General features: G+C 35.4%; 21 protein-coding genes. 9 read left to right on the top strand and 12 right to left on the bottom strand.

From position 1 onward, the window contains the following. The first annotated feature begins 11 nt into the window (after positions 1-11). The 4 genes from K5R64_RS02995 (at position 12) to K5R64_RS02980 (ending at position 3,962) form a co-directional block, all read left to right on the top strand. On the top strand, positions 12-413 hold the full coding sequence (locus tag K5R64_RS02995; protein ID WP_220760731.1) for a hypothetical protein: 402 nt from the start codon (positions 12-14) through the stop codon (positions 411-413). Positions 414-426: 13 nt separating this feature from the next. Next, complete coding sequence (locus tag K5R64_RS02990; protein ID WP_255580281.1) at positions 427-1,575, top strand: aldose epimerase family protein; 1,149 nt, start codon at positions 427-429, stop codon at positions 1,573-1,575. A 300-nt stretch (positions 1,576-1,875) separates the two neighbouring features. Then, positions 1,876-2,871: an NAD(P)H-dependent glycerol-3-phosphate dehydrogenase gene (locus K5R64_RS02985; protein WP_220760727.1), complete on the top strand. Its 996-nt coding sequence runs from the start codon at positions 1,876-1,878 to the stop codon at positions 2,869-2,871. A 236-nt stretch (positions 2,872-3,107) separates the two neighbouring features. Further along, entirely contained in the window at positions 3,108-3,962 is an 855-nt protein-coding gene (locus tag K5R64_RS02980; RefSeq protein WP_220760725.1) for a mechanosensitive ion channel family protein, read from the top strand. Positions 3,963-3,983: 21 nt separating this feature from the next. Here the strand turns inward: K5R64_RS02980 and dinB are convergent, their stop codons facing one another. Then, positions 3,984-5,075, bottom strand: coding sequence for a DNA polymerase IV (gene dinB, locus K5R64_RS02975; RefSeq protein ID WP_220760723.1), 1,092 nt, complete (start codon positions 5,073-5,075; stop codon positions 3,984-3,986). A 150-nt stretch (positions 5,076-5,225) separates the two neighbouring features. On the opposite strand from dinB, the gene K5R64_RS02970 reads away from it, so the two are divergent. Next, positions 5,226-5,702 (top strand): CYTH domain-containing protein, encoded by a 477-nt coding sequence (locus K5R64_RS02970; RefSeq protein ID WP_220760721.1) that lies wholly within the window; start codon positions 5,226-5,228, stop codon positions 5,700-5,702. On the opposite strand, the gene K5R64_RS02965 is transcribed toward K5R64_RS02970, so the two are convergent. From K5R64_RS02965 to pgi, 3 genes are all read right to left on the bottom strand, one after another. After that, a complete protein-coding gene (locus K5R64_RS02965; RefSeq protein ID WP_220760719.1) occupies positions 5,699-6,169 on the bottom strand; it encodes a septal ring lytic transglycosylase RlpA family protein in 471 nt (156 codons plus the stop codon). The genes K5R64_RS02970 and K5R64_RS02965 overlap by 4 nt on opposite strands. 84 nt (positions 6,170-6,253) lie before the next feature. Continuing rightward, positions 6,254-6,676: a hypothetical protein gene (locus tag K5R64_RS02960; protein ID WP_220760717.1), complete on the bottom strand. Its 423-nt coding sequence runs from the start codon at positions 6,674-6,676 to the stop codon at positions 6,254-6,256. A gap of 114 nt (positions 6,677-6,790) precedes the next feature. Further along, positions 6,791-8,434: a glucose-6-phosphate isomerase gene (gene pgi / locus K5R64_RS02955; protein ID WP_220760715.1), complete on the bottom strand. Its 1,644-nt coding sequence runs from the start codon at positions 8,432-8,434 to the stop codon at positions 6,791-6,793. Between the two features lie 297 nt (positions 8,435-8,731). Here pgi and K5R64_RS02950 point away from each other — a divergent pair, with 297 nt between their 5' ends. After that, on the top strand, positions 8,732-9,982 hold the full coding sequence (locus K5R64_RS02950; RefSeq protein WP_220760713.1) for a T9SS type B sorting domain-containing protein: 1,251 nt from the start codon (positions 8,732-8,734) through the stop codon (positions 9,980-9,982). 31 nt (positions 9,983-10,013) lie between these two features. Here K5R64_RS02950 and K5R64_RS02945 read toward each other — a convergent pair whose 3' ends face one another. From K5R64_RS02945 to uvrC, 5 genes are all read right to left on the bottom strand, one after another. Next, positions 10,014-11,240 (bottom strand): peptidoglycan DD-metalloendopeptidase family protein, encoded by a 1,227-nt coding sequence (locus tag K5R64_RS02945; protein WP_220760711.1) that lies wholly within the window; start codon positions 11,238-11,240, stop codon positions 10,014-10,016. A 32-nt stretch (positions 11,241-11,272) separates the two neighbouring features. Next, complete coding sequence (locus tag K5R64_RS02940; RefSeq protein ID WP_220760709.1) at positions 11,273-12,208, bottom strand: tryptophan 2,3-dioxygenase family protein; 936 nt, start codon at positions 12,206-12,208, stop codon at positions 11,273-11,275. Continuing rightward, positions 12,208-12,978 (bottom strand): DUF3108 domain-containing protein, encoded by a 771-nt coding sequence (locus K5R64_RS02935; RefSeq protein WP_220760707.1) that lies wholly within the window; start codon positions 12,976-12,978, stop codon positions 12,208-12,210. Before K5R64_RS02935 ends, K5R64_RS02940 begins: the two co-directional genes overlap by 1 nt. Positions 12,979-13,574: 596 nt before the next feature. Then, positions 13,575-15,761 carry a patatin-like phospholipase family protein gene (locus K5R64_RS02930; RefSeq protein WP_255580280.1) on the bottom strand — a complete coding sequence of 729 codons (2,187 nt, stop codon included), beginning with the start codon at positions 15,759-15,761 and terminating at the stop codon, positions 13,575-13,577. Between the two features lie 62 nt (positions 15,762-15,823). After that, positions 15,824-17,635 (bottom strand): excinuclease ABC subunit UvrC, encoded by a 1,812-nt coding sequence (gene uvrC, locus K5R64_RS02925; RefSeq protein ID WP_220760705.1) that lies wholly within the window; start codon positions 17,633-17,635, stop codon positions 15,824-15,826. Positions 17,636-17,892: 257 nt separating this feature from the next. On the opposite strand from uvrC, the gene K5R64_RS02920 reads away from it, so the two are divergent. Genes K5R64_RS02920 through K5R64_RS17125 form a run of 3 tightly spaced genes read left to right on the top strand, consistent with a single transcriptional unit; the run spans position 17,893 to position 19,653 of the window. Then, entirely contained in the window at positions 17,893-18,870 is a 978-nt protein-coding gene (locus K5R64_RS02920) for a succinylglutamate desuccinylase/aspartoacylase family protein (RefSeq protein WP_220760703.1), read from the top strand. Next, positions 18,857-19,432 carry a 5-formyltetrahydrofolate cyclo-ligase gene (locus tag K5R64_RS02915; protein WP_220760701.1) on the top strand — a complete coding sequence of 192 codons (576 nt, stop codon included), beginning with the start codon at positions 18,857-18,859 and terminating at the stop codon, positions 19,430-19,432. The genes K5R64_RS02920 and K5R64_RS02915 overlap by 14 nt, the downstream gene beginning before the upstream one ends. Before the next feature lie 38 nt (positions 19,433-19,470). Next, positions 19,471-19,653 (top strand): hypothetical protein, encoded by a 183-nt coding sequence (locus tag K5R64_RS17125; protein WP_255580279.1) that lies wholly within the window; start codon positions 19,471-19,473, stop codon positions 19,651-19,653. Positions 19,654-19,709: 56 nt separating this feature from the next. Here K5R64_RS17125 and K5R64_RS02905 read toward each other — a convergent pair whose 3' ends face one another. The 3 genes from K5R64_RS02905 to ileS all read right to left on the bottom strand — a co-directional run bounded on the left by K5R64_RS02905 (position 19,710) and on the right by ileS (position 24,271). Continuing rightward, entirely contained in the window at positions 19,710-20,312 is a 603-nt protein-coding gene (locus K5R64_RS02905; RefSeq protein ID WP_220760699.1) for a lipoprotein signal peptidase, read from the bottom strand. A gap of 109 nt (positions 20,313-20,421) precedes the next feature. After that, the gene (locus K5R64_RS02900; protein ID WP_220760697.1) at positions 20,422-20,802 is read right to left on the bottom strand and encodes a TraR/DksA C4-type zinc finger protein; all 381 of its coding nucleotides are present in this window, start codon (positions 20,800-20,802) and stop codon (positions 20,422-20,424) included. Between the two features lie 7 nt (positions 20,803-20,809). Next, complete coding sequence (ileS, locus tag K5R64_RS02895; protein WP_220760695.1) at positions 20,810-24,271, bottom strand: isoleucine--tRNA ligase; 3,462 nt, start codon at positions 24,269-24,271, stop codon at positions 20,810-20,812. Between the last annotated feature and the right edge of the window lie 12 nt (positions 24,272-24,283).

Below are 24,283 nucleotides of genomic sequence, written 5' to 3'. Positions count from 1 at the left end.
ATAACCAATTTATGTCCTTCCATCCCGTATTTGTCACTTTTTGGGAAAAAGTGGTCGAAAGTATTCATAATGGCACTTTTGCAAAACTTACATTAGCCAAAACCATTGGTGATACAGAGCTGAAAAACATTTATGTAAGACCTGTCTTGGATGGTGACACCACTTTTAAAATGTCATTAATTGCTCGCTATAAAACAGAAGAAATAGAGAGTTTTCATTCATTAGAAAACATTTTTAGTGTTTTGGCGCCTTATATGAACAATCCGTTTTTGACCGCATTGTTATTTACAACAACTAATGATGTTAGTTTCAAGTTGAACAAAAAACGTGTAGGGAGCATTATTGAGCAGGCACCTACTTTCAAAAATCCATCTGATGTGATAATCGAAATGCAAACCAAAGGAATTATCTAATAATTTTTTGGTTTTGAATTTTCTCTCTTTGATTAGTCTTAGTGTTTCATGCAAAGGCAATCAAAAGGACTTAAAGGATACCAAAATTTCAAAAAACAATATTGTGACCATCGAAAAATCAATTTACGGCACCACAGCCAAGGGGGAAAAGGTTGAAAGTTACCTACTTAAAAACCAAAAAGGAATGGAAGTATCCATTATTACATATGGTGGCATCATCACCTCATTAAAAGTGCCTAATAAAAAGGGTATAAGTGAAGAAGTGGTACTTGGTTTTTCAACTTTAGAACAATATATGGAGCCCCATCCTTATTTTGGAGCTCTTATTGGGAGGTATGGCAATCGGATTGCCAATGCTAAATTTTCCTTAGATGGCAAAACCTATACATTAGCAGCTAATAATGGGAATAACAGCTTGCATGGTGGTCCCGAAGGTTTTCATAGAGTAATTTGGGCAGTAGAAGAGGTTAAGGAAGGAGAAGCGGCTTCATTAAAATTAAAATACCTAAGTAAAGACGGTGAGGAGGGGTTTCCTGGAAATCTAACAGTGTATGTTACCTATTCATTGACTCAGGAAAATACTTTGGATGTTTTATATGAAGCGACAACGGATCAAAAAACAATTGTAAACCTCACACAACATACTTATTTTAATTTGTCGGGTGATTTTTCTAAAACTGTTTTAGACCATGAAATAGTTATAGATGCCGATCAAATAGTGCCTGTTGATGATACTCTTATCCCAACGGGTAAATTTGAGTCAGTTGCCAATACCCCGTTTGATTTTAGGAAATCCAAAGCCATCGGTAAAGAAATTAATGAGGCTAATGAACAATTAAAACGAGGCTTGGGTTATGACCATTGTTGGGTTTTAAATCATCAAGAAAAAGGATTCCGATTTGCAGCATCAGCTTATGAACCTATCAGTGGACGCTTGATGGAAGTAAGAACTACGGAACCTGGAATTCAACTTTATACAGGAAATTTTCTCGATGGAACTTTACCTACGCGAAATGGCAATACTTATGCGCAACGTACCGGTTTTTGCTTAGAGACCCAACACTATCCAGATTCACCAAATCAAAAGGATTTTCCAACTACCGTTTTGAAACCTGGCGAAAAGTACCAAAGCCAAACATCATTTGCATTTTCGATTAAATAAAAGTCAATTCCCACTTTTCGTTATGTAAAAAACAAAAAGGCGTTTTAGAATTTCTAAAACGCCTTTTCATAACACCAAAAACATAATTAAACTAATATAAACACTACTATTTTAGGATGAGAATGTAAAATAGTTGTCTATTAGTGAGTTAGAACGTTATATAAAACCTTATATTGTACTGTGATTAAAAAAAAGTGGTTTTTTGCGAGTTCTATATTCATAAAAAAGGACATTCTAACACATCATTTATTATAGGATTCGCCCATTTTTAAGTACTTTTGACCAAATTTTTATTCTAAAATGAGCGAAATAAAAAAAATTGGAGTAATTGGAGGAGGGAGTTGGGCTACTGCCATTACTAAAATGCTTTGCAATAATGTGACTGAGGTAATATGGTACATGCGCAATGAAGGAGCTATTGAACATTTAAAAGCGTACAAGCACAATCCTAATTATTTGAGTTCAGTTGAATTTGATGTTACTAAACTCGTTCTTACCAATGATATCAATGAAGCCGTTGCACAAGCGGATTATCTCATATTTGCGATTCCCTCAGCTTTTTTGGAAACAGAATTACAAAAATTAACCGTTTCTCTTACCGATAAAATTATTTTTTCGGCCATCAAGGGGATTGTTCCTGAAACGAGTTTGATTGTGGGTGAACATTTTCATCATGCCTATGACATTCCATATTATAATATAGGGGTTATTACAGGTCCTTGCCATGCAGAAGAGGTAGCTTTAGAGCGATTGTCTTATTTGACTATTGCTTGTGGTGATGAAAATAAAGCTAAATTTATCGCCAAAAACCTTTCGGGTAATTATATCAAAACCAAAATAACAGATGATATTATCGGGACAGAATATGCTGCAATGTTGAAAAACATTTATGCTATTGCGGCAGGTATTGCTCATGGTTTGGGTTATGGGGATAACTTTCAATCGGTTATTATGAGTAATGCAATACGCGAAATGAAAAAATTCATTCGAAAAGTGCATAAAATGAAACGTAATATTAACGATTCGGCTTATTTAGGAGATTTGTTAGTTACCGGTTATTCGGTTTTTTCAAGAAACCGTATGTTTGGAAATATGATTGGCAAAGGCTACACGGTAAAAAGTGCTATGATGGAAATGAGTATGGTAGCCGAAGGCTATTATGCAACCAAAAGTGCTTATAAACTCAATCAAGGTTACGGTGCGAAAACGCCAATTATTGATGCGGTGCATGCTATTTTGTATGAGAATAAAAATGCCAAAAAGATTTTTAAAGAGTTAACGGATAAGTTAGATTAAGTATAACGCAAGTATAACGTTCAAGAGCCATTTTCATTTTTGAGAGTGGCTCTTTTGTTTGGGCTGGGAATAGGGAAGAGTTGTTTTTTAACACATAAATTTATATATTGTATGAGTCCTTTTTTGTGAATTACTTATGGCGCTTTGCTTTCTTTTGGAATAGAAGTGGTTAATAGTTTTAAAAGGTATAAAATGGGGTTGGACTAGCCCTTTAAGTTAAATTTTAATACAATACTATGGAAGAAACAATTACTAAAGCAACCTATCAAACGAATAGTTTTTTGGATTATATTTCAATTGAAAGTGCAATAGGGTATATTGAAAAATACGGTTTGCCCGTGTTGTATGCCCTGCTAATTTATTTGGTGGGTTCTTGGGTGATAAAGAGAATTACGCGCATGTTTAAAACCGTGATGACCCAGCATAATTATGACGAATCTTTACAAGTGTTTTTGTTTAATTTGTTAACATGGGCGCTTAAAATATTTTTGATTATTATGGTAATTTCTACACTGGGTGTAGAAACGACAAGTTTAGCAGCAGTGATTGCTGCTGCGGGATTAGCTGTAGGTTTGGCGTTGCAAGGATCTTTGTCAAATTTTGCAGGAGGCGTATTGATTATTATGTTTAAACCTTATAAAATTGGAGATTTAATTGAAGCTCAAGGTGTGCTAGGAGTAGTAAAACAAATTGAAATATTTACCACCAAAATTATTACGCCCGAAAGCAAATTGGCTATTGTGCCTAACGGGGCTATGGCCAATGGTAATATCATCAATTATACTGCCGAAGGAAAAATGCGTGTCGATTTGACCATTGGTGTAGGCTATGGTGAAGATATCAAGAAAACCAAAGCGGTGTTACTTGAAGTATTAGTATCTAATCCTAAGGTGTTAGAGGATCCTGCACCTTCAGTGAGTGTGTCAGAGTTAGCGGACAGTTCAATTAATTTTGCTGTTAGACCCTACACAGCACCTGAAAATTACTGGGATGTGTATTTTACTACTTTGGAGAATTGCAAAATAGCATTAGATAAGGCTGGAATCGAAATTCCATATCCACATCGTGTTACGATAGCTAAGCAGGCATAAGGAATAGAAGTGTTGGTTAAGTTAAAATTCGAATTTTAATTGGACCGCAATCATCTTTTTTTTCTCAGTGGATTCGGTGTTGAGGTTGCTCATTGAAATGCCCAATAAGCGCACAGAATCCTTCATGCGTTCTTGGTATAGTAGTTCCTGAACAGTTTCCATAATAAGACCTTTGTCCGCAATGAAATAAGGTAAGGTTTTCGAGCGTGTTTGTTGACTAAAATCGCTGTATTTTATTTTGAGTGTTACGGTTTTGCCTGAGACATTATTTTTCTTTAATCGGCGTTCTAGTGTGGCTGCTATTCCTTGTAATTGTTCTAGCATGAATACTTCCGAGGAAAGATTGGTTTCAAACGTATGTTCAGCAGCAACAGATTTTGAGATGCGATTGGATTTTACGGGGCTGTTGTGAATTCCCCGTACCACATGATAATAGAAGACGCCTGATTTTCCAAAATGTTTCTCCAGAAATTCTATTGATTTTGATTTTAAATCGGTTCCAGTAAAGATGCCCAGTTGGTACATTTTTTCGGTAGTGACTTTGCCGACACCATAAAATTTTCTAATAGGTAATTGTTCTAAAAACGTTTCGACTTCTTCAGGTTTTACCGTTTTTTGACCGTTTGGTTTGTTGTAATCACTGGCAATTTTGGCCACAAATTTATTGATGGAAATTCCTGCTGAAGCCGTTAATCCTGTTTCGGCGAATATTCGGTTACGGATTTCTTCTGCTAATAAACTAGCACTGGGATTGCCTTTTTTGTTTTGGGTAACATCCAAATACGCTTCGTCTAGCGAAAGTGGTTCGATTAAATCAGTATAGTCTCTAAAAATAGCATGAATCTTTTTGGAAATTTCTTTGTAACGTTCAAAACGAGGTGGGACAAAAAGAAGGTCAGGACAATTTTTTTTGGCCAATGCACCACTTATGGCTGAACGAACACCAAATTTTCGAGCTTCGTAACTAGCAGCCGCAACCACCCCTCTGTTTTCGGCTCCTCCTACCGCAATGGGTTTTCCTCTTAGTTCAGGATTGTCCAATTGCTCTACAGATGCAAAAAAAGCATCCATATCAATGTGAATAATCTTTCTGTATGAGAGTGGTTCGGTCATGAGACAAATTTAGTTAGGATTTTGATTGAGTGGTCGTATTGTCAATAAAATAATCTAATTTTGAACGCAGTTTGACTCCGTTCTTGCTGCTAGAAATCAGAGAGAGCTATAGCATACAGCGGGTATTAGCTCCAAAAAATAAAATGAATTATGATTGAAATTGAACGCAAGTTTTTAGTTACTTCAAATGCCTATAAAGAGGTTGCATTTTCTCATAACCGAATTAAACAGGGGTATTTGAGTGCTGTACCCGAAAGAACAGTTAGGGTTCGAATCAAAGGGGATCGCGGATTTTTAACTATCAAAGGTGTTACCAGCGCTTCAGGGATGTCTAGGTACGAATGGGAGAAAGAAATTCCAGTAGCCGAAGCAGAAGAACTATTGTTGCTGTGTGAAGATGGTGTGATAGATAAAACACGATATGAGGTGAAATACCTAGGGCAAGTGTATGAAATTGATGAGTTTTATGGACGCAATCAAGGTTTGGTTATGGCAGAATTAGAACTTTTATGTGAGTCTGAAACCATACAAAAGCCTTCATGGTTAGGTGAGGAAGTGACGGGTAATTCTAAATATTACAATGCTTACTTGAGTAAACATCCTTATGTAACTTGGGAAAAAAACTAGTCGATAACCTCTTCGATGGTGACAATCATGACGCCTATTCCTTTATTTTTTGCAATTTCCATAAAAGCTCTTTTAGACAAGTCGATTTCTCGACCTCTAGAGAAAGGGCCTCTGTCTGTGATCTCTACTATGATGGATTTGCCACTGGCTTGATTGGTCACTTTTAATTTGGTTCCAAAAGGGAATTTTCGATGTGCCGCAGTATAAGCGTTATTGTCGAATTTTACACCACTGGCTGTACGTTTACCATTAAATTTATCGTGATAATAAGATGCGTTGGCATCTTTTTTATAGAACTTAAGTTTGAGTTTTGGTTCTTGCCTAATGGTGTCTTTGGATGATTTGATGCTGTCTTTAGAAACGGTTGGTTTTTGCAAAGAAGATTTTAATTTCTCAACAATGGAACTTTGACTGGTGGCTAGTCCAATAATAGCTATTAAAAAAAATAGTGTTATCGATTTTCTCATTTTGATTTTTTTGATTGTCATCTATTTTGCAAAAACCATACCTATTGCTAAATGCTAAGAAAAAAGTAGGTTTTTTTGATTAACTTATAACCATAAATTCCATGGTATTCTACTCAAAATGAGCAACAAGCCTACTCCATAAAAGATAGAAAATGTTTTAAATTTAGACTCGCTAGTAATTAATTTTTTATGCTTAGACCAGCCTATAGTAATCAAAGTAATGGCCGCAATATTAATTAATGGATGTTCAAGTGAAGTCAATCGTAACATTTTATCGGCCATTTGACCTAAAGAAGCGAAACCAAGAGGAGAAACAAAATAAAGTATCAATCCAATTAACAACTGTGTGTGTGTACCTATTAAAGCAAATAATGCAATTTTTCGGTCTTTAGGAGTGAATTCTTTTTTAGAAAATAAACCTGTAGCTGCATTTGCTACTGCTACTATTAATAAAATAAGAGCTAAATAAGCCCAGCCAGAATGAAACTCTTTAATGATTTCGTACATAAATTAGTGTTTTTTAAACAAATATAAACAAAAAAGTCATAAAAAAAAGCCTTACTATCATTGAAGCAGTAAGGCTTTGGGGTTTTAACACCACTTTAACGAGTGACGTAAATTTTATTTATTTTTTAAAAAATGATTTAATAAAAAAGAAGTAGAACTATCGTGGTTTTTTACCGTTTGGGTATTGATTTCGTCAAGAATAGAATTGGCCAATTGTTTTCCTAATTCAACTCCCCATTGGTCAAAACTAAAAATATTCCAAATAATCCCTTGCACGAAAATTTTATGCTCATACATCGCAATTAACGCACCTAAGGTTTTAGGCGATAGTTTTTCGATTAAGATAGTGTTAGTCGGTTTGTTTCCTGTAAACACTTTAAAAGGCAATAAGTAAGCTGCAGTTGCGGCGTCTAATCCTTGCTTGTCAAATTCAGCTTGTACTTGAGAGGCTGTTTTTCCATGTAATAAGGCTTCAGTTTGGGCAAAGAAATTAGACATAAGTTTGTCGTGATGCCCTTGGTCGCCATATAATGGTTTGATAAATCCGATAAAATCAGAAGGTATCAATTTCGTTCCTTGGTGAATTAATTGAAAGAAAGCATGTTGTGAATTGGTTCCTGGTTCGCCCCAGATAATAGTTCCTGTTTGATAATTGACAGGTTTTCCATCACGACCAACACTTTTACCGTTGCTTTCCATTGTGCCTTGTTGTAAATAAGGCGCTAGTTTTTGTAAATATTGAGTATAAGGAATCAAAGCTTCACTTTCGGCGCCAAAGAAATTGTTGTACCAAATGCTTAATAAAGCTAGAATTACTGGAGCATTGTGTTCAAAAGGAGTTTCTTTAAAATGCGTGTCCATTTCGTTAGCTCCTTGTAGTAATTGTTCGTAGTTATCGTAACCTATCGCTAGGCTGATTGTTAATCCTACAGCACTCCACAATGAGAATCGTCCTCCAACCCAGTCCCACATTGGGAACACATTATCAGGATTGATTCCAAACTCGGTTACCTTTTGCATATTGGTAGAAACAGCCACAAAATGTTTGGCAACATCTTCTTGTGTTGCACTTTCTAAAAACCATTTGCGGATGGTTTCAGAATTTGTCAATGTTTCTTGAGTAGTAAAGGTTTTGGATACAATGACAAAAAGGGTTGTTTCAGGGTTTAATTTTTTGATGATTTCGTTAACATGGTCGCCATCAACATTAGAAACAAAATGTACATTCAAATCGTTCTTATAAAATTGTAATGCTTCGACAACCATAGCAGGGCCTAGGTCAGAACCTCCAATTCCAATGTTTACAACATCGGTAAAAGCTTTTCCTGTATATCCTTTGCGATTTCCTGAGACAATGTCATTTGTAAAAGCTTTAATTTTTCCTTTTACGTCATAAACTTCAGGAATAACATTGCTGTCATTTACGTTGATTGTTTCCGTTTCTTTGGCTCTTAAAGCGGTGTGAAGAACGGCTCTTTTTTCTGTTTGATTGATGATTTCCCCACCAAAATAGTCAGCAATGGCGTTTTGTAACCCCATTTCGTTAGCCAAATCAATCAATAAAGCAATGGTTTCTTGGTTGATATTGTTTTTAGAATAATCAATTAAAAAATCATTCCATTGAATGTTGAATTTTTCTGTTCTTGAAGGGTCTTCTTTGAACATTTCTTGCATGCTACTATTTTGAATTGCTTCAAAATGTTTTTGTAGTTTGTTCCAAGCAGCAGTTGTGGTTGGGTTGATTGTTTGTAAAGCCATCTTTTTTTAGTTCAAGTTTTTTAAGTGGTGTAAAAATACTGAAAATCCTTTTAACTAATTTTGTCCTTTAGTATTAAATACCATTTTAATTTACTTTAATAATCTTTGGTAGTATAAGAAAGAGTAGAATCGTTTGTTGTTTTAGTCAAGTTGTGATTTTGTTTGTCTTTTCATATACAGGTTTGTTTTTGAGATAGTTGTCGGTTGATTTTTGGTAAGGTAAATTTTATGTGATACCTTTAAACCTGTTTTAAAAAAGGTGTCAATAAATCTGCTTTTTTGTAACGTTATATTATCATGAAAAATATATGCATAGTATTTTTTTTACTATTTTGTTGTAAAGGATATAGTCAATTAAATCCACCTACAGGACAAACACATTATTTTTATTGTAAGGGTGACCCTGCTTTTCAGCTTATTGCTCAAGGCTCCAATTTATTATGGACAGATGGAATAACGGGAAATTATTCACCTATAGCGCCTACACCTTCTACTGCAACGGCTGGGATTACGAATTATTTTGTTACTCAAACTATAAATGGTCATACAAGTTCTCCAATGATTATTAGTGTTTATGTAGAAGTGCCGTTTTACTTGTCCAACACTGTAAGACCCAATAATGATGCTTACTTTTTTTTTAGTTATGTTGGCCAAAAAAGATTTGACTATAGTTATACCATTGATGGAGGAAGTCCTATTGTAGGGTCACAAGTATCTCCTTTAAGTCTTACCATTCAAGGGTTACAAGAAGGACAAACAGTGGCTTTGACTTTAACTGCAGTCGATGTTCCCTCTTGTGTCCTTACTCCCACGCTTACATCCATTTGTAAAATACCTTGTAAAACAGATTATCCTGATTTTGATCCGATACGGCCGATTTGCCAAGGTACAATTCCACCAAATTTACAAACGACTTCAAAAAATGGAATTTCAGGGACGTGGTTTCCTTCGGTAATTGATACAGCTCTCGCTGGGACATTTGTTTATGAATTCACCCCAGATGCTGTTATGCATCCTTGTGCACCTAAACAAACTTTAAATGTGACAATAAATCCTTTAAATGTGTTGAATGATTTTCAATGGAAAGTTTCTGGAGGGTTAGCAGAAAAAAATAGTCTTACTATACATACGAATAGTAAAGGAGATTATTTATATCAATTAGATTTTGGGGATTTTCAAAAAAGCCCAATATTTGAAAATGTTTCTTATGGATTCCATACAGTAACAGTGAAGGATCCGCTTGGGTGCAGTCAATCTGTAACTAAATCAAATATTTTAGTTCTGGATTATCCTACGGTTTTTACTCCCAATGGAGATGGCTATAATGATACTTGGAATATAGAATCTCTTAAAGATAATTCATCTGCCAAAATTCGAATTTATGATAGGTTAGGCAAATTATTAGCGGAAATTTCACCTAAAAATAATGGTTGGAATGGTAACTATATGGGGATACCTATGCCAGCTAGTGACTATTGGTTTGTGGTTGATTATGAGGTAGATAAGCAGTTAAAAAAATTCAGTTCCCATTTTACATTAAAAAGATAGATTTTAGTAAGAAAGGTAGGTTGTACTATTTTTATAAATTCCCTATGCTATCGAGTGCGCGTTTGAGAGGTTCTATGTTTTGTAAGTATTTCGTTTTGTTATTGCCAGTCATGGGTTCGCCTGTGGGTAAATTTAGTTTTAAAGCATCGACCTGAACACCATTTTTCCAAAAACGATAGCACACATGAGGTCCTGTGGCCAATCCGGTACTGCCTACTTTTCCTATCACTTGTCCTTGAGTAACTCTTTGTCCGCGACGAACCAAGATTTTTGACATGTGTAAGTATTGAGTAGAGTAGGTGCTGTTGTGTTTTACTTTGACATAATTTCCATTTCCTGCCGTATAGCCAGTTTGTTCTACAACTCCTGAAGCAGTTGTTGTAATAGGTGTTCCGGTTGGCGCAGCGTAATCGGTTCCTTTGTGTGCTTTCCACCTTTTTTGTACGGGATGAAATCGGTTAGCAGAAAAACGCGAAGAGATGCGGCTGAACTTGATAGGGGTTTTTAAGAAGAAATTTTTCAGTGTTTTTCCATCTTCATCATAAAATTCAATTTTCCCTGAAGAACCTTCCTTGACAAAGGGAAAGGCGTAATTAATCTTGCCTTTGTACTCAAAAAACATTCCTTGAAGTTCGTGAACACCATTGTAAATAGAGTCGTTAATGTAACGTTCTGTGAAAAGAATTCCAAAACGGTCGCCTTTTTTTAATTTAAAAAAGTCAATGGTCCAAGAATATATTTTGGTAATCTGACTCGCTAGTCCAGCATCAACTCCTGATTTATCAAGGGTTTCAGACAAAGAGCCTTTGAGAACGCCGCCAATAGTTTTTTTTCTGATAGTGATAGGACGTGTTTTTTTGTAGGCTACAATTGCGGAATCTCTAAAGTCAAAAATATAATAGTTAAGCGCATCCGGTTGGTAAATAAAAACTTCTAGTTTGTTCGTCTTATTTTTAGACCTAAGCATGGTGTAGGCTTTATTGGGTCTGATGACTCTTACATCAAAGGTGTCTTTTACACTTTGTACAATTTCGTGAACCTTTCTATCGCCAATATTTTGTTTTTGTATGATAGTGCCAAAAGTATCTCCTTTTTTTACGGTATCTTGAACGACATTAAAATCAGCATAGTTAAATCCGAAATCGGAATTATCCGCTTTGGGTTTTACTATTTTTTTTACGACGGGCGTTTGTTCTGATTTTTTATCGCATGAGAATAGCGTGGTTAATACGATTAAAATGGCTGCTAAGTACTTCAAACTCTAATTTCTTTTTTTGGTATTTCTACAATTTATTTTTCTTCTCCCCAAGTTTTTAATTCTTCATCAGACCATAATTCTGGGAAAAATATTCTTTTTTGGTATTTAGGATGCATGTATTTTCTCCAGTCACTGCCACCAGTTGCCTCGCCATCACCTTGTCCGCTTTGGTCGATATATTTGATGGCTACTTGTAAATGTTGCATTACCCAAGTAATGTTTATCGTATAATCCAAATGTCTCATGGCTTCGATAAGTGCTGGATTTTTTTGGTCGTCAATGGACAGTTGTTTAAATTTTTGCCAGATATTACAACTTTTATGATTTTCCATAAAGGTCAAAAAGGAAGCTTTGTATTTTTCCTCAAATGAAGCCAAGGTGTATGATTTTTTTCCTGTTTGATGATCTTTGCCAGCAGCTTGCCAATAAAGTTTTTCAAAAATTGTTTCCACAGTTGTTTCTGCTGTGATGGTATTTCGGAAACGGTGATCTACAAGGTTAATCAAATCAGTTGAAGCAAATTCAATCAATCGGTATTGTGCACTTTGAAATCCGCTTGCAGGAGTTAAGGTGTTTCTAAACTTCATGTATTGAGTCACGTCCATACCGTTTTCCATTATGCTGAACGAAGTGGTAAGCATGTCAAAATAACGACTGATTCGGGTTAATCTTTCTGTGAAAAAAGCGGCTTGTATGGCTGAGGTATTTGCGATTTGTTCTATTTCCCAAAGAATCATTTTAAAAGTCAACTCATTTACTTGATGGTAAAGAATAAAAACCATTTCGTCAGGCAAGGTTGTTCTTTGAATTTGAAGATTCAATAATGCATCGGTATGCATATAATCCCAGTAAGTAATAGGTTTTGACCAAAGTAAACCTTCGAGTTGAGTATCTGTTTTTTGGTCTATAGCTTCATATTTTAATTCTATGTCTTTTAAAATAGCGCCCGTACTTTCATTAACGTTCATTACATTTTTATTTTAAATGGATTGCTCAACCCTTTAAAGGAATCCAAATCTGCTTTTATGGAACCTACTGCTAAGCTAGCTTTTATTCGAACAGGCAATCTATTGTCATCGTCTGATATCCAAACGGTTAAACTTTCTTGTTCCTTGAAAACACGACCTGATTGAACAAGTGGTCTGAATATCATGGAGGGAACGACCCCAAATTTAGTGGTAATATCTTCACGACCTATATACTTTAACTTAAATTTTGTGGTTTCGTCATCAAAAAACATGTCGATAACGATGGATTCCCCAATTTTTAGTTTATCAATACTAGGGTGATTTCGTAAATAATAAAAAGAAGATAGGATGTCCTGAGTATTGTCAGGTACAACAAATGTTTTTTCATTTTTGTTTTTATAATCTTTCACTAAAATTTTATTAGCGTGTTGATTAAAAAAACCTTCTTGATTTTTAGTATACCCTCCTTCATCTATTTTTCTAACAAATCGGTAAGGAACTCCAGTTTCTTTGTCAATATAACTTTCGTATAAATCATCAACCTTAAAAAAGAAACGAGACATTCCCGTAGTGTATCCTTTTCCTATTACATGAAATACTTTTTTATTGTCAACGACACCGTCTTTTACTTCCAGGGTAGCGTAGCCAGCATTTACAATGCCGTAATGGATTCGGAATTTAAACCATTCACCTACGCCATAAGCATCATCGTTACGAGAGTCAAAACTAAAACTGATTATTATTATCAAGAAGAGCACTAATTTTTTCATATGTAGATATTTGTTGCTGTTTATCAGTCATATGCCATTCGTATAAACCATTGCGAGTAGTGTTTCAATGGGTTTATACTCCTTTCATAACTTATTTTTTCTATTTTATGGATTTAGAAGTGCAAAATTTGTTCCAAATATATTAAAACATAAAAACTCAGTCAAATTAATGACTGAGTTTTTATACTATTAACTAACCAAAAAACTATAAATTATGAAATTTATATCAAATAGGAAGGAAACCACCCCTTCCGTTTTGTGATTACAAAGTTAGCTAAGAACATTGAATTATTTGCATCAAAACATATATTTTTGGAACGATTTATGAAGTTCGCTCATAAAAACGGTTATTTTTTTACATAATAAAAAAAAAGTCGTTTTTTTATATTATCCTTATAATTATCTGGTGGTTGCTTTGCGTTTTAAAAAATGGCTTTTTTAGGGGTTTTGGTTTAAAACCATAAGAATAGTTGAAAAAAGAATGTTTTCCTGATTTTTTAAAAACAGAAAAAAGTCCTTTTTAATGTCGTTTAGGTTGTGTACGTACTAATGTGTAACGAAATTAGTTTCAGTAGGTATTTTGGAAACGAATTAGATTAGAATAAAAAACCAATACTTATCCATGTGTATCCTTTGGTATGGTCTGGTGACCATGAATGTTTGATTTCGATTGGGCCAATGATGGTTTCTAGACCATAACCTAATGCGTAACCCGAATATTTAGGAATGGTTACCCAATCGTCCACACTTTTAAAAATTTTGTCACCAATATTGGCATAATTAGCCGAAAAGTTAACGTGGTTGTTTTTGTAAAATTCATAATCCAAATTGGCAGTTGCTTTGATGTAGCTATTCCCTCCTAAGCTTAAAAAATCATATCCATTAAAGGGTCTGAAATTATTAATAGGATTAAATCCGTATCCTCCTAAAGCAAAGTTTAAAAAAGGCACACTTTTATCTCCTACAGCAAATCCTGCTTCATTTTTAATGGTGACAGTGAAATTATTCCAAAGGGTTACGGCACCACCAAAATCTCCTTTCATAATCGTGTAAGGATTAAACGCTTCGGTGTAATCTGAGGAAAATAAATAGGTGTGTAAGTCTCCTGAAAAGTACCATCCTTTGGTGGGAAAGTGTTTGTCGTCGAAGGTGTCGTATTTAAGATACCCAAAAGCACTGAAATAATTGCTGTTATCAATAACGGGATCTACATTTGCAATTGTTTCTGATTTAATTTTCAAATACTTTAGCTCGAATCCGCCTCCTAACAAAAATCGTTGAAGAAATAAGGATTGAAAATACACTTGGTTGGTAATGTCTGAAAAGTCAACGTTTACCGTATTTGGTCCTAAATAAGCAAAATCTAAATTGCCTTGTGAATTATTTACGTTGCGGTTGAACTGATTGAACTGCGATTTGAATCCAACACTGAAGTTATATCCGTTTTCTACATAATAATCAAAATTATACCGAATATTATCTCCCAATACAATATCTAATGAGGCGATATCGTTCTTAAAAAATCGTTTTTTTTGGGTTACGTTTACCAGAACCGCACTCTTGAATAATTCATCATAATGCAGTCCAAATTTTAAAAATGATTTGATTGGTTCTTCTTTTAAAACCAAGTTTAAATTGTCTCCTCCAGTAACATTTGGTGTTAAATAATAATCAATACTACTAAAGTTATGGGTGGCGTCGATATTATTGATGCCTTTTTCTAGCTGTTTGTATGTTATTTCGGTACCTGCTTTAAATCGCAATTTTCCTGTGATGTATTCTTTGGTATAATTTTTTAGTTCGTTACAATTAATTTCTTGAATTTTTAGTTTTTCAGTACTTAAATGTAAGGGTGGTTTTTTGTATTTGTTATTTTCGTCCACTAGGGCTTTTATTTTTTCATATACTGAAAAAGCCGCTTCTTCTCCTTTTTTAACGATTTCATCTCCTAAGTCAAATGAAATTACACCATAATCTTTTATATCGGGTTTGATGTAAATGTCGGTTTTGAGAACGTTTCTCTTCATCTTTTCGATAGAATGTAAGTTGGTTATTTGAACCAAAATACGGGTGGCATCGTTTAATGATTTCTTATCCAATAAGTCATTTTGTACGTCAACACCAATGATAATATCGGCTCCCAATGCTTTGATTTCGTCAATCGGATAATTGTTAGTAACCCCACCATCGATTAAAAGTTCGTCGTTTAATTCATTGGGAGAAAATAATGAAGGAAAGGCAGCACTAATAATCATGGCTTGGGCTAGATTGCCTTTGTTCAATATAACTTGTTTTCCTGTTTCAATATTAGAACCAATACACAAGAAGGGAGTAGGGAGTTGATTAAAATCAGTAATGTGTCTCACATTTCGTGTCAACTTACTGAGTAAATTAAAATTATAAAGCCCTTTGGAAAGTGCATCCGGAATCCCAATTCTAAATTTATCAAAAGGGAGCACTAAGGCGTAGAGTTCGTCATTTCGTTTTTCATAGAAATTTTTTGAAGCTCTAGGAATATAATCACTTAATAATTCGTCAAAATTAGTAGCTCTAAAAATGGAATCCAATTGTTTGGCATTATATCCTGTTGCGTAGAGACCACCTACAATGGCGCCCATACTAGTACCGCCAATATAATCTATTTTTACGCCAGCTTCTTCAAGGACTTTTAAAACTCCAATATGAGCAAAACCTTTAGCGCCGCCCCCGCTTAAAACCAGTCCAATCTTGGGTTTTGTTTGGTCTTGTGCTAGCATTTGAAAACCTACCAGTAATACCAACATTAGGTTAAGACATTTTTTAATAAAGACTAGTTGCGTGTGCATAAAACTCAATTTATTAATCGTTAGCTCGGTTTTTGTTCGGTTCTGGTTTTGTAAAATTCGACAATTTTTTTGGCTTTCGATATACCAATAACGTCCGAAATTTCTTTTTCGCTTGCTAATTGTAATCTTTTAACACTTTTAAAGTGTTTTATTAGGGTAAGCATCGTTTTTTCGCCAATTCCAGGAATGGACTCAATTGAAGAGTTGAGTGCTTCTTTACTGCGCCGGTCTCTATGATGCGTAATCCCAAAACGGTGGGCTTCATTTCGCAATTGTTGAATGACCTTAAGGGTTTCAGATTTTTTGTCCAGATACAAAGGCACTGAATCGCCAGGGTAAAATAACTCTTCTAGTCTTTTGGCAATCCCTATGATAGTGATTTTTCCTCGTAATTCCAATGCATCTAAGCTTTTTAATGCCGATGACAATTGTCCTTTTCCCCCATCAATAATAATTAAGTTGGGTAAAGGTTGGTTTTCCTCTAATAACCGTTTGTAGCGACGATACACTACTTCCTCCATAGAAGCAAAATCATCAGGGCCTTCAACGGTTTTGATATTGAAATGGCGGTAATCTTTTTTACTAGGTTTTCCATCCTTAAAAACCACGCAAGCCGAAACAGGATTGGTCCCCTGAATGTTGGAGTTGTCAAAGCATTCAATATGACGAGGTTCTACAGGTAGTCGCAGATCTTTTTTCATTTGCGCCATGATCCTATTAGTGTGACGGTCAGGGTCAATAATTTGCAATTGTTTCATTTGTTCGATTCTATAAAACTTAGCGTTTCGAATAGACAAATCCAAAATTTGTTTCTTATCGCCTAGTTGAGGCACGGTCACTTTGATGGCATCCCCTAAATCAATATCAAAGGGAACAATTACTTCTTTTGAAAGCAATTTGAAACGTTCTCTAAGTTCGACAATGGCTAATTCTAATAATTCCTCGTCTGTTTCATCTAGTTTTTTCTTGATTTCCATGGTATGAGAGCGAATGATAGCACCATGCGAAATTTGTAAAAAGTTGACATAAGCCGCCCCTTCATCAGAAATAATAGAAAACACATCGATGTTCGTGATTTTAGGATTCACAATTGTAGAACGCGATTGATAATTCTCTAAAACCTCAATTTTTTCTTTGATTTTTTGAGCCTCTTCAAATTGCATTTTTTGAGCCAAATCCATCATGTGTTTTTTGAAATCTTTCAAACTGCTTTTGAAATTTCCTTTTAAAATATCCCGAATGGCATCCACTTGTTTTTGGTAATTTTCAAGGGATTCATAGCCCTCACAAGGGCCTTTACAATTCCCAATATGGTATTCAAGACATACTTTGAACTTACCCGACTCGATGTTTGATTTACTCAAATCATAATTACAGGTTCGTAACGGATACAGTTCTTTAATGAGTTCCAACATGGTATGTACCGTCTTGAAATTTGTATAGGGACCAAAATATTCTGAACCATCTTTAATCATTCTTCTAGTGGCAAAAATCCTGGGAAAAGGTTCTTTTTTTATACAAATCCAAGGATAACTTTTGTCATCTTTGAGGTTGATGTTGTACCTTGGTTGCAAGGTTTTGATTAAATTGTTTTCGAGCAGCAACGCATCAGTTTCAGTAGGAACCACAATGTGTTTGATGGTGACAATTTTCTTGACTAATACATTGGTTTTGGCACTGTCGTGAATTTTATTGAAATAGGAAGAGACTCTTTTTTTTAAGTTTTTGGCTTTGCCTACATATAAAATTTTACCGTCTTTGTCGTAGTATTGGTATACACCCGGTGCATCAGGTAACGTGAGAATTTGTAGGTCGAGACTAGGTGTTTGCATTCTTTTATTTTTTCATCAAATGATTTTTTCATTTGAGTGCTGCATCAGGAAAAAATCCCAATACAAGGGTATTCAACATTTTTTGGAAGTTTGAACTATTTAAAAGTTAAACTCGCCCAATAAGGCAATAGGTAAATGGCGTTAGTTTTGTTAGTGATGTTTTTTTGAAAAAACAATAAATATTCTTTGAAACGAACGACGTATTCAAAATTACGAATTTCAAATAATAATTTCTACTTTTAGACTTTATTTAAAATATGAAAAGCAATAAACCGTTAACAATTTTAGGAGAGACTGTATTACCGGGAGAGAGCAAGACCATTGATATGGAAATTGCTAAAATGCATAATGCTGCCAAGCTAAAAATTCCTGTGATTATACAACGTTCTAAATTTGATGGTCCTACGGTACTTTTTTCAGCAGGAATTCATGGTGACGAAATCAATGGTATCGAAATTGTACGCCAAATTATTACTCAAAAAATAAATAAACCTAAAAGAGGTACTATTATTTGTATTCCTATTATTAACATGTTTGGGTATATTAATATGTCCCGGCAGTTTCCTGATGGACGAGACTTAAATCGGGTATTTCCAGGACGAAAAAAAGGCTCTCTCGCTAGTAGATTTGCGTATCATATTTTGACTGAAATCATGCCACATGTCGATTATGCAGTAGATTTTCATGCTGGTGGAGCCAGTCGTTTTAATGCTCCTCAAATACGATTGATACCAGGAAACGAACAACTCAAAGAAATGGCTTCTATTTTCAATGCGCCTTTTACTTTGTTCTCCAAAAATATTGCAGGCTCGTTTCGCAATTCGAGTCAAAAACTCAATGTCAAAATGTTGCTTTTTGAAGGAGGCAAATCCTTGGATATTAACGATGATGTGGCTCAATCAGGGATTGAGGGAGTAAAGCGATTGTTGTCTTTTTTAGGGATGCTCGATCCCAAACACAGTGTGCATTTTAAAGAAACCGAAAGTATTTATATCAATTCTTCCATTTGGTTGCGAGCTAAATGTTCTGGAATGTTTCATGATCATAATAAGATTGGACAATTTGTTCGCAAAGGGGAAGTTTTGGCAACCATTACTGATCCATTTGGTAAATTTGAACGAAAAGTCAAGGCACCTAATGATGGGTATGTCATTAATGCCAATCATTCGCCTATAGTTTATCAAGGGGATGCTGTATATCACATTTCCAAAAGTTTATATAATGAGTCCAAATAAAAAAACTTTACGTGCCCAATATAAAGCGTTAAGGCAAAAGCTGAATGCCGCTGAAATCGAAGAAAAAAGTTTGGCTATTGCCAATGCTTTACTCAAGCTACCTATTTGGGAAAAGACCTATTTTCATGTTTTTCTTCCCATTGAAGAACAGCAAGAAGTAGATACGGAACTAATATTGCATCTTTTATCAGGAAAAGATAAAGAAATTGTGGTTTCAAAAACCGACTTTGAGAACCGAAAAATGATTCATTTTTTATTGACAGACAATACTAAAATCAAAAAAAATGAATATAATATTCCTGAGCCTGTAGAGGGAATTGAGGTGCCTTCTTCAAAGATTGAAGTGGTTTTTGTTCCATTGTTAGCTTTTGATGCAAAAGGTCATCGGGTGGGATATGGAAAAGGGTTCTATGATAAATTTTTAGCAGAGTGTCAAGCAGGTACAATCAAAATAGGTTTGTCATTCTTTGAAAGTGAAGAAGTAATTAGTGATGTTTTTGAAACCGATGTCGCGCTTGATTATTGTGTGACACCGATAAAAATTTATTCTTTCCCATTATGATTTTGTATCTTCACTTCCAAATAATAAAACCCCAATCTATGAAAACCTTTATTAATAATTCCGTTAGGTTTATCTTGTTTGCAACGCTTTCCGTCTTTTTGATTTCCAGTTGCAGCATAAGTACCCGAACGAGTACTAAGACACAACTTCCGCCTGGTCAAGCCAAAAAAATATATGGAGGGACAAGCGCTAAACAGTATGCGCCAGGACAAAACAAATAAAAAAAAGACCAATTCTAAATACTGAATTGGTCTTTTTGATGTAATATGATTTTATTTTAATGGCTGTTGTGAAATGCTTTTTTATTAAAAACGATTAAAATCCCAACACCTGTTGATATGGCTACATCAGCAATATTAAAAATGGCATTGAAGAAGGTAAATTCTCTTCCGCCCCAAATAGGTAGCCAGTCAGGTAAAAAACCTTGCCAAAACGGGAAGTAAAACATATCGACTACTTTGCCGTGAAAAAGCGTTCCATAGGGTTCATCTGTAAAAAGAGTAGCAAGTTGGGAATGACTTTCGTCAAACAATACACCGTAAAAAACAGAATCGATAATATTGCCAAAAGCTCCTGCAAAAATTAAGGCAATAGCTACGATAAGGTAGTTAGAGCTGTGTTTACGTTCAACAGAATCCCAAAGCCAATACCCAATACCGCCTACGGCAAAAATTCTAAACACAGTCAAAAATAACTTTCCATATTCTCCTGGGATGCGTGTGCCCCAGGCCATTCCTTCATTTTCAACAAATAATATTTTGAACCAACGGAATACCTCGACTTCTTCTCCTAAAATAAAATTAGTTTTGATGTAAATTTTAGATACTTGATCGACCATTAAAACTAAGAAGATGAGTAGATACGCTTTAAGTAGTGACATTATAAAATTTTTAAGTGCGTAAAAATAGGTAATTTGTAAAATATAAATTCCAAATTCCAATAATTTATTAGGCTTGGAATTTGGAATTTTAAGGTTTAAAATTCAATTATTATCGTTGCAAGTTCTTAGCCTCGATACTCATTGTAGCATGAGGAACAATTTTTAATCTTTCTTTGCTAATTAACTTACCTGTTACTTTACAAATTCCGTAGGTTTTGTTTTCCACACGGAATAAGGCATTTTTCAAATCACGTATAAATTTTTCTTGACGAATAGCCAATTGCGAATTCGCTTCTTTAGACATGGTTTCACTACCTTCTTCGAAAGCTTTGAACGTAGGCGATGTGTCATCGGTTCCGTTATTCAAATCATTCATATACGCACTTTTAATCAAATCTAAATCAGCTTGTGCTTTCTCTATTTTGTTTAAAATAATCTCCTTGAACTCTGCTAAATCAGCGTCTGAGTATCGTGTAGCTTCCTCTGTCATAACCCAATTATTTAGTAATCGTTATTATTGTTTTTATATCATCAAATTCAATTTCTATGCCATTTGCGATAGCTTCTTCAAAATATAAGTCTTCTGTTAAGGTTTCGGACTTGATATAGTTTAAATTAGGCTCAACAGCTGCTTTTAACAGCGAGTTGTTTTGCAAATGCACTTTTATTTTGTCAGTTACTTCAAATCCAGAATCTTTTCTAATGTTCTGAATGCGGTTAACCAGCTCTCTTGATATTCCTTCATTTTTCAATTCTGGTGTAATCACGATGTCTAATGCAACCGTAATTCCATTGGCGTTAGCCACTAACCAACCCTCAATATCTTGAGAAGTAATCTCTACATCTTCTAAGGTTAAAGTTACGGCATTTCCTGCAATTTCAAGCGTTAAGCTCCCCTCACGTTCTAATTTGTTGATGTCGTCATTAGAAAAACCTTGTATCTGCTTAGAAATCAATCCCATATCTTTTCCAAAGCGAGGGCCTAAGGCTTTAAAATTAGGTTTAATTTGTTTTACCAATATCCCAGAAGCATCGTCTAAAAGTTGGATTTCTTTAACGTTTACCTCCGCTTTTATCAACTCAGAAACTGCTTCAATTTCGCCCCTCTGACGCTCGTCAAGTACTGGAATCATTACCTTTTGCAATGGTTGGCGCACCTTAATCATTTCCTTTTTTCGCAGTGATAAAACCAGTGATGAAATGGTCTGTGCTTTCTCCATTTTGCTCTCCAACGATTTATCAACAAAGTTTTCAACGTATTTTGGAAATTCCGCCAAATGTACACTATCGAATTTTTCTGTTTGTGTTGCCAAAGTTAAGTCTCTGTAAAGCTTGTCCATAAAGAAAGGCGCTATGGGAGCACTTAATTTACTAACAGTCAACAAACAGGTATATAAGGTTTGATAAGCTGCAATTTTGTCTTGTGCGTAATCGCCTTTCCAAAAACGACGACGACACAAACGCACGTACCAGTTGCTCAGGTTTTCCTGAACGAAATCAGAAATAGCACGAGCGGCTCTAGTAGGCTCATAATCAGCATAGGCTTCATCTACAATCTTGATTAAACTATGTAGTTCTGATAAAATCCAACGGTCAATTTCAGGTCTTTCTTGTAAAGGCACCTCTGCTTCTTCGTGTGTAAACCCATCAATATTGGCATACAAACTAAAGAAAGAATAGGTGTTGTAAAGGGTTCCAAAGAATTTTCGTCTTACCTCGGCCACGCCTTCAATGTCGAATTTTAAGTTGTCCCAAGGATTTGCATTGGCAATCATGTACCAGCGCGTAGCATCTGGACCGTACTCTTTTAAAGTTTCAAATGGGTCAACAGCATTGCCTAATCGCTTAGACATTTTTTGCCCGTTTTTATCTAAAACCAATCCGTTTGAAACTACATTTTTGTAAGCAATGTTGTCGAAAACCAAAGTTCCAATAGCGTGCAAAGTGTAAAACCATCCGCGCGTTTGGTCAACTCCTTCCGCGATGAAATCAGCTGGGAACGATTTGTTATTGTCTATTAAATCTTTGTTTTCAAAAGGATAGTGCCATTGGGCATACGGCATTGCTCCTGAGTCAAACCAAACGTCAATCAAATCGGCTTCACGTTTCATGGGTTTGCCCGAAGCAGAAACTAACGTAATCGCATCGACCACATTTTTATGCAAATCGATCAAATCGTAATTGGATTCCGCCATGTTCCCCACTTCAAATCCTTTGAAAGGATTGGATGATTGAACACCAGCTGCAATCGCTTTTTCAATTTCGTTGTATAATTCCTCAACAGAACCAATCAGAATTTCTTCTTGTTTGTCTTCGGTTCTCCAAATGGGTAATGGAATTCCCCAATATCTTGAGCGGGATAAGTTCCAATCGTTAGCATTTTTCAACCAGTTCCCAAAACGCCCTTCTCCAGTAGCTTTTGGTTTCCAGTTGATGTTTTCGTTCAAATCAAACATTCGATCCCTAACTTCTGTGATTTTGATAAACCAAGAATCTAGTGGATAGTATAAAATCGGTTTGTCTGTTCGCCAGCAATGTGGGTAACTATGCACGTATTTTTCAACCTTAAAGGCTTTGTTTTCTTCTTTTAATCGAATAGCTATTTCTACATCTACCGAACGTTCAGGAGCCTCACCTTCGTTGTAGTATTCGTTTTTAACGTATTTTCCAGATAAATCACCCAATCCGTTTACAAATCGTCCTTGTAAATCGACTAAAGGCACAGGGTTGCTGTTTTCATCCAAAACTAACATGGGTGGAACTTCTGGTGTAGCTTCTTTGGCCACCTTGGCATCATCCGCACCAAAAGTAGGGGCAGTATGTACAATCCCTGTTCCGTCCTCAGTGGTAACAAAATCTCCCGAAATCACTCTAAATGCATTTTCTGGATTTTGGTATGGCAAAGCCAAAGGCAATAATTGTTCGTAACGAATGCCTACTAAATCGGCACCTTTTGCTTCAGCAACAATTTGATAAGGTATTTTCTTGTCTCCTGCTTTGTAATTTTCAAAATCAGCAGCTTCTTCAGTAGCAAAATAGGTTTTACCAAATTGTTTACCCACTAAGTTTTTGGCCAAAATCACTTGGATTGGCTCAAATGTATATTGGTTAAAAGTTTTAACTAAAACATAATCGATTTTTGGACCTACAGTCAAAGCGGTATTAGATGGCAAAGTCCAAGGAGTAGTCGTCCATGCTAGAATATGAAAATCCTCCCCCGACCCCTCCAAAGGAGGGGAGACAAGACCGAAAGCTTTTTCAATGGAATTTTCCACACCATCTCCCTTTCCTTTGGAAAGGGCTGGGGATAGGACTTTAAACTGCGCTACAATGGTAGTATCACTCACATCACGGTAAGACCCTGGTTGGTTTACTTCGTGAGAGGATAATCCTGTTCCTGCTTTTGGAGAATACGGCTGAATGGTGTAGCCTTTGTACATCAAATCCTTGTTGTAGATTTGTTTCAATAACCACCAAACCGACTCCATATATTTGGATTTATAGGTAATGTATGGATCCTCCATATCTACCCAATACCCCATTTTTTCAGTAAGGTCGTTCCATACATCGGTATAACGCATGACGGTTTTTTTACAAGCTTCGTTGTATTCCGCTACTGAAATTTTAGTTCCAATGTCTTCTTTGGTGATTCCCAATTCTTTTTCAGTTCCCAATTCAACTGGCAAACCATGGGTGTCCCAACCTGCTTTACGTTTTACTTGATACCCTTTTTGAGTTTTGTATCTACAAAAAATATCTTTGATCGCACGTGCCATTACGTGGTGAATTCCTGGCAGTCCATTTGCCGAAGGAGGTCCTTCAAAAAAAACGTAAGGTGCGTTTCCTTCTCTAGTAGTTACACTTTTTTCAAATATATTTTCTTTCTTCCAAAAATCAAGAACTTCTGACGCTACCTTAGGTAAGTCAAGTCCTTTGTATTCAGTAAATTTTGAGCTCATTTTGTCCTTTTC

Source organism: Flavobacterium sp. UMI-01, assembly GCF_019656315.1.
Lineage (GTDB): Bacteria > Bacteroidota > Bacteroidia > Flavobacteriales > Flavobacteriaceae > Flavobacterium.
Note: the sequence above shows the minus strand (reverse complement) of the source record. Positions and strands in the feature narration are given on the sequence as shown.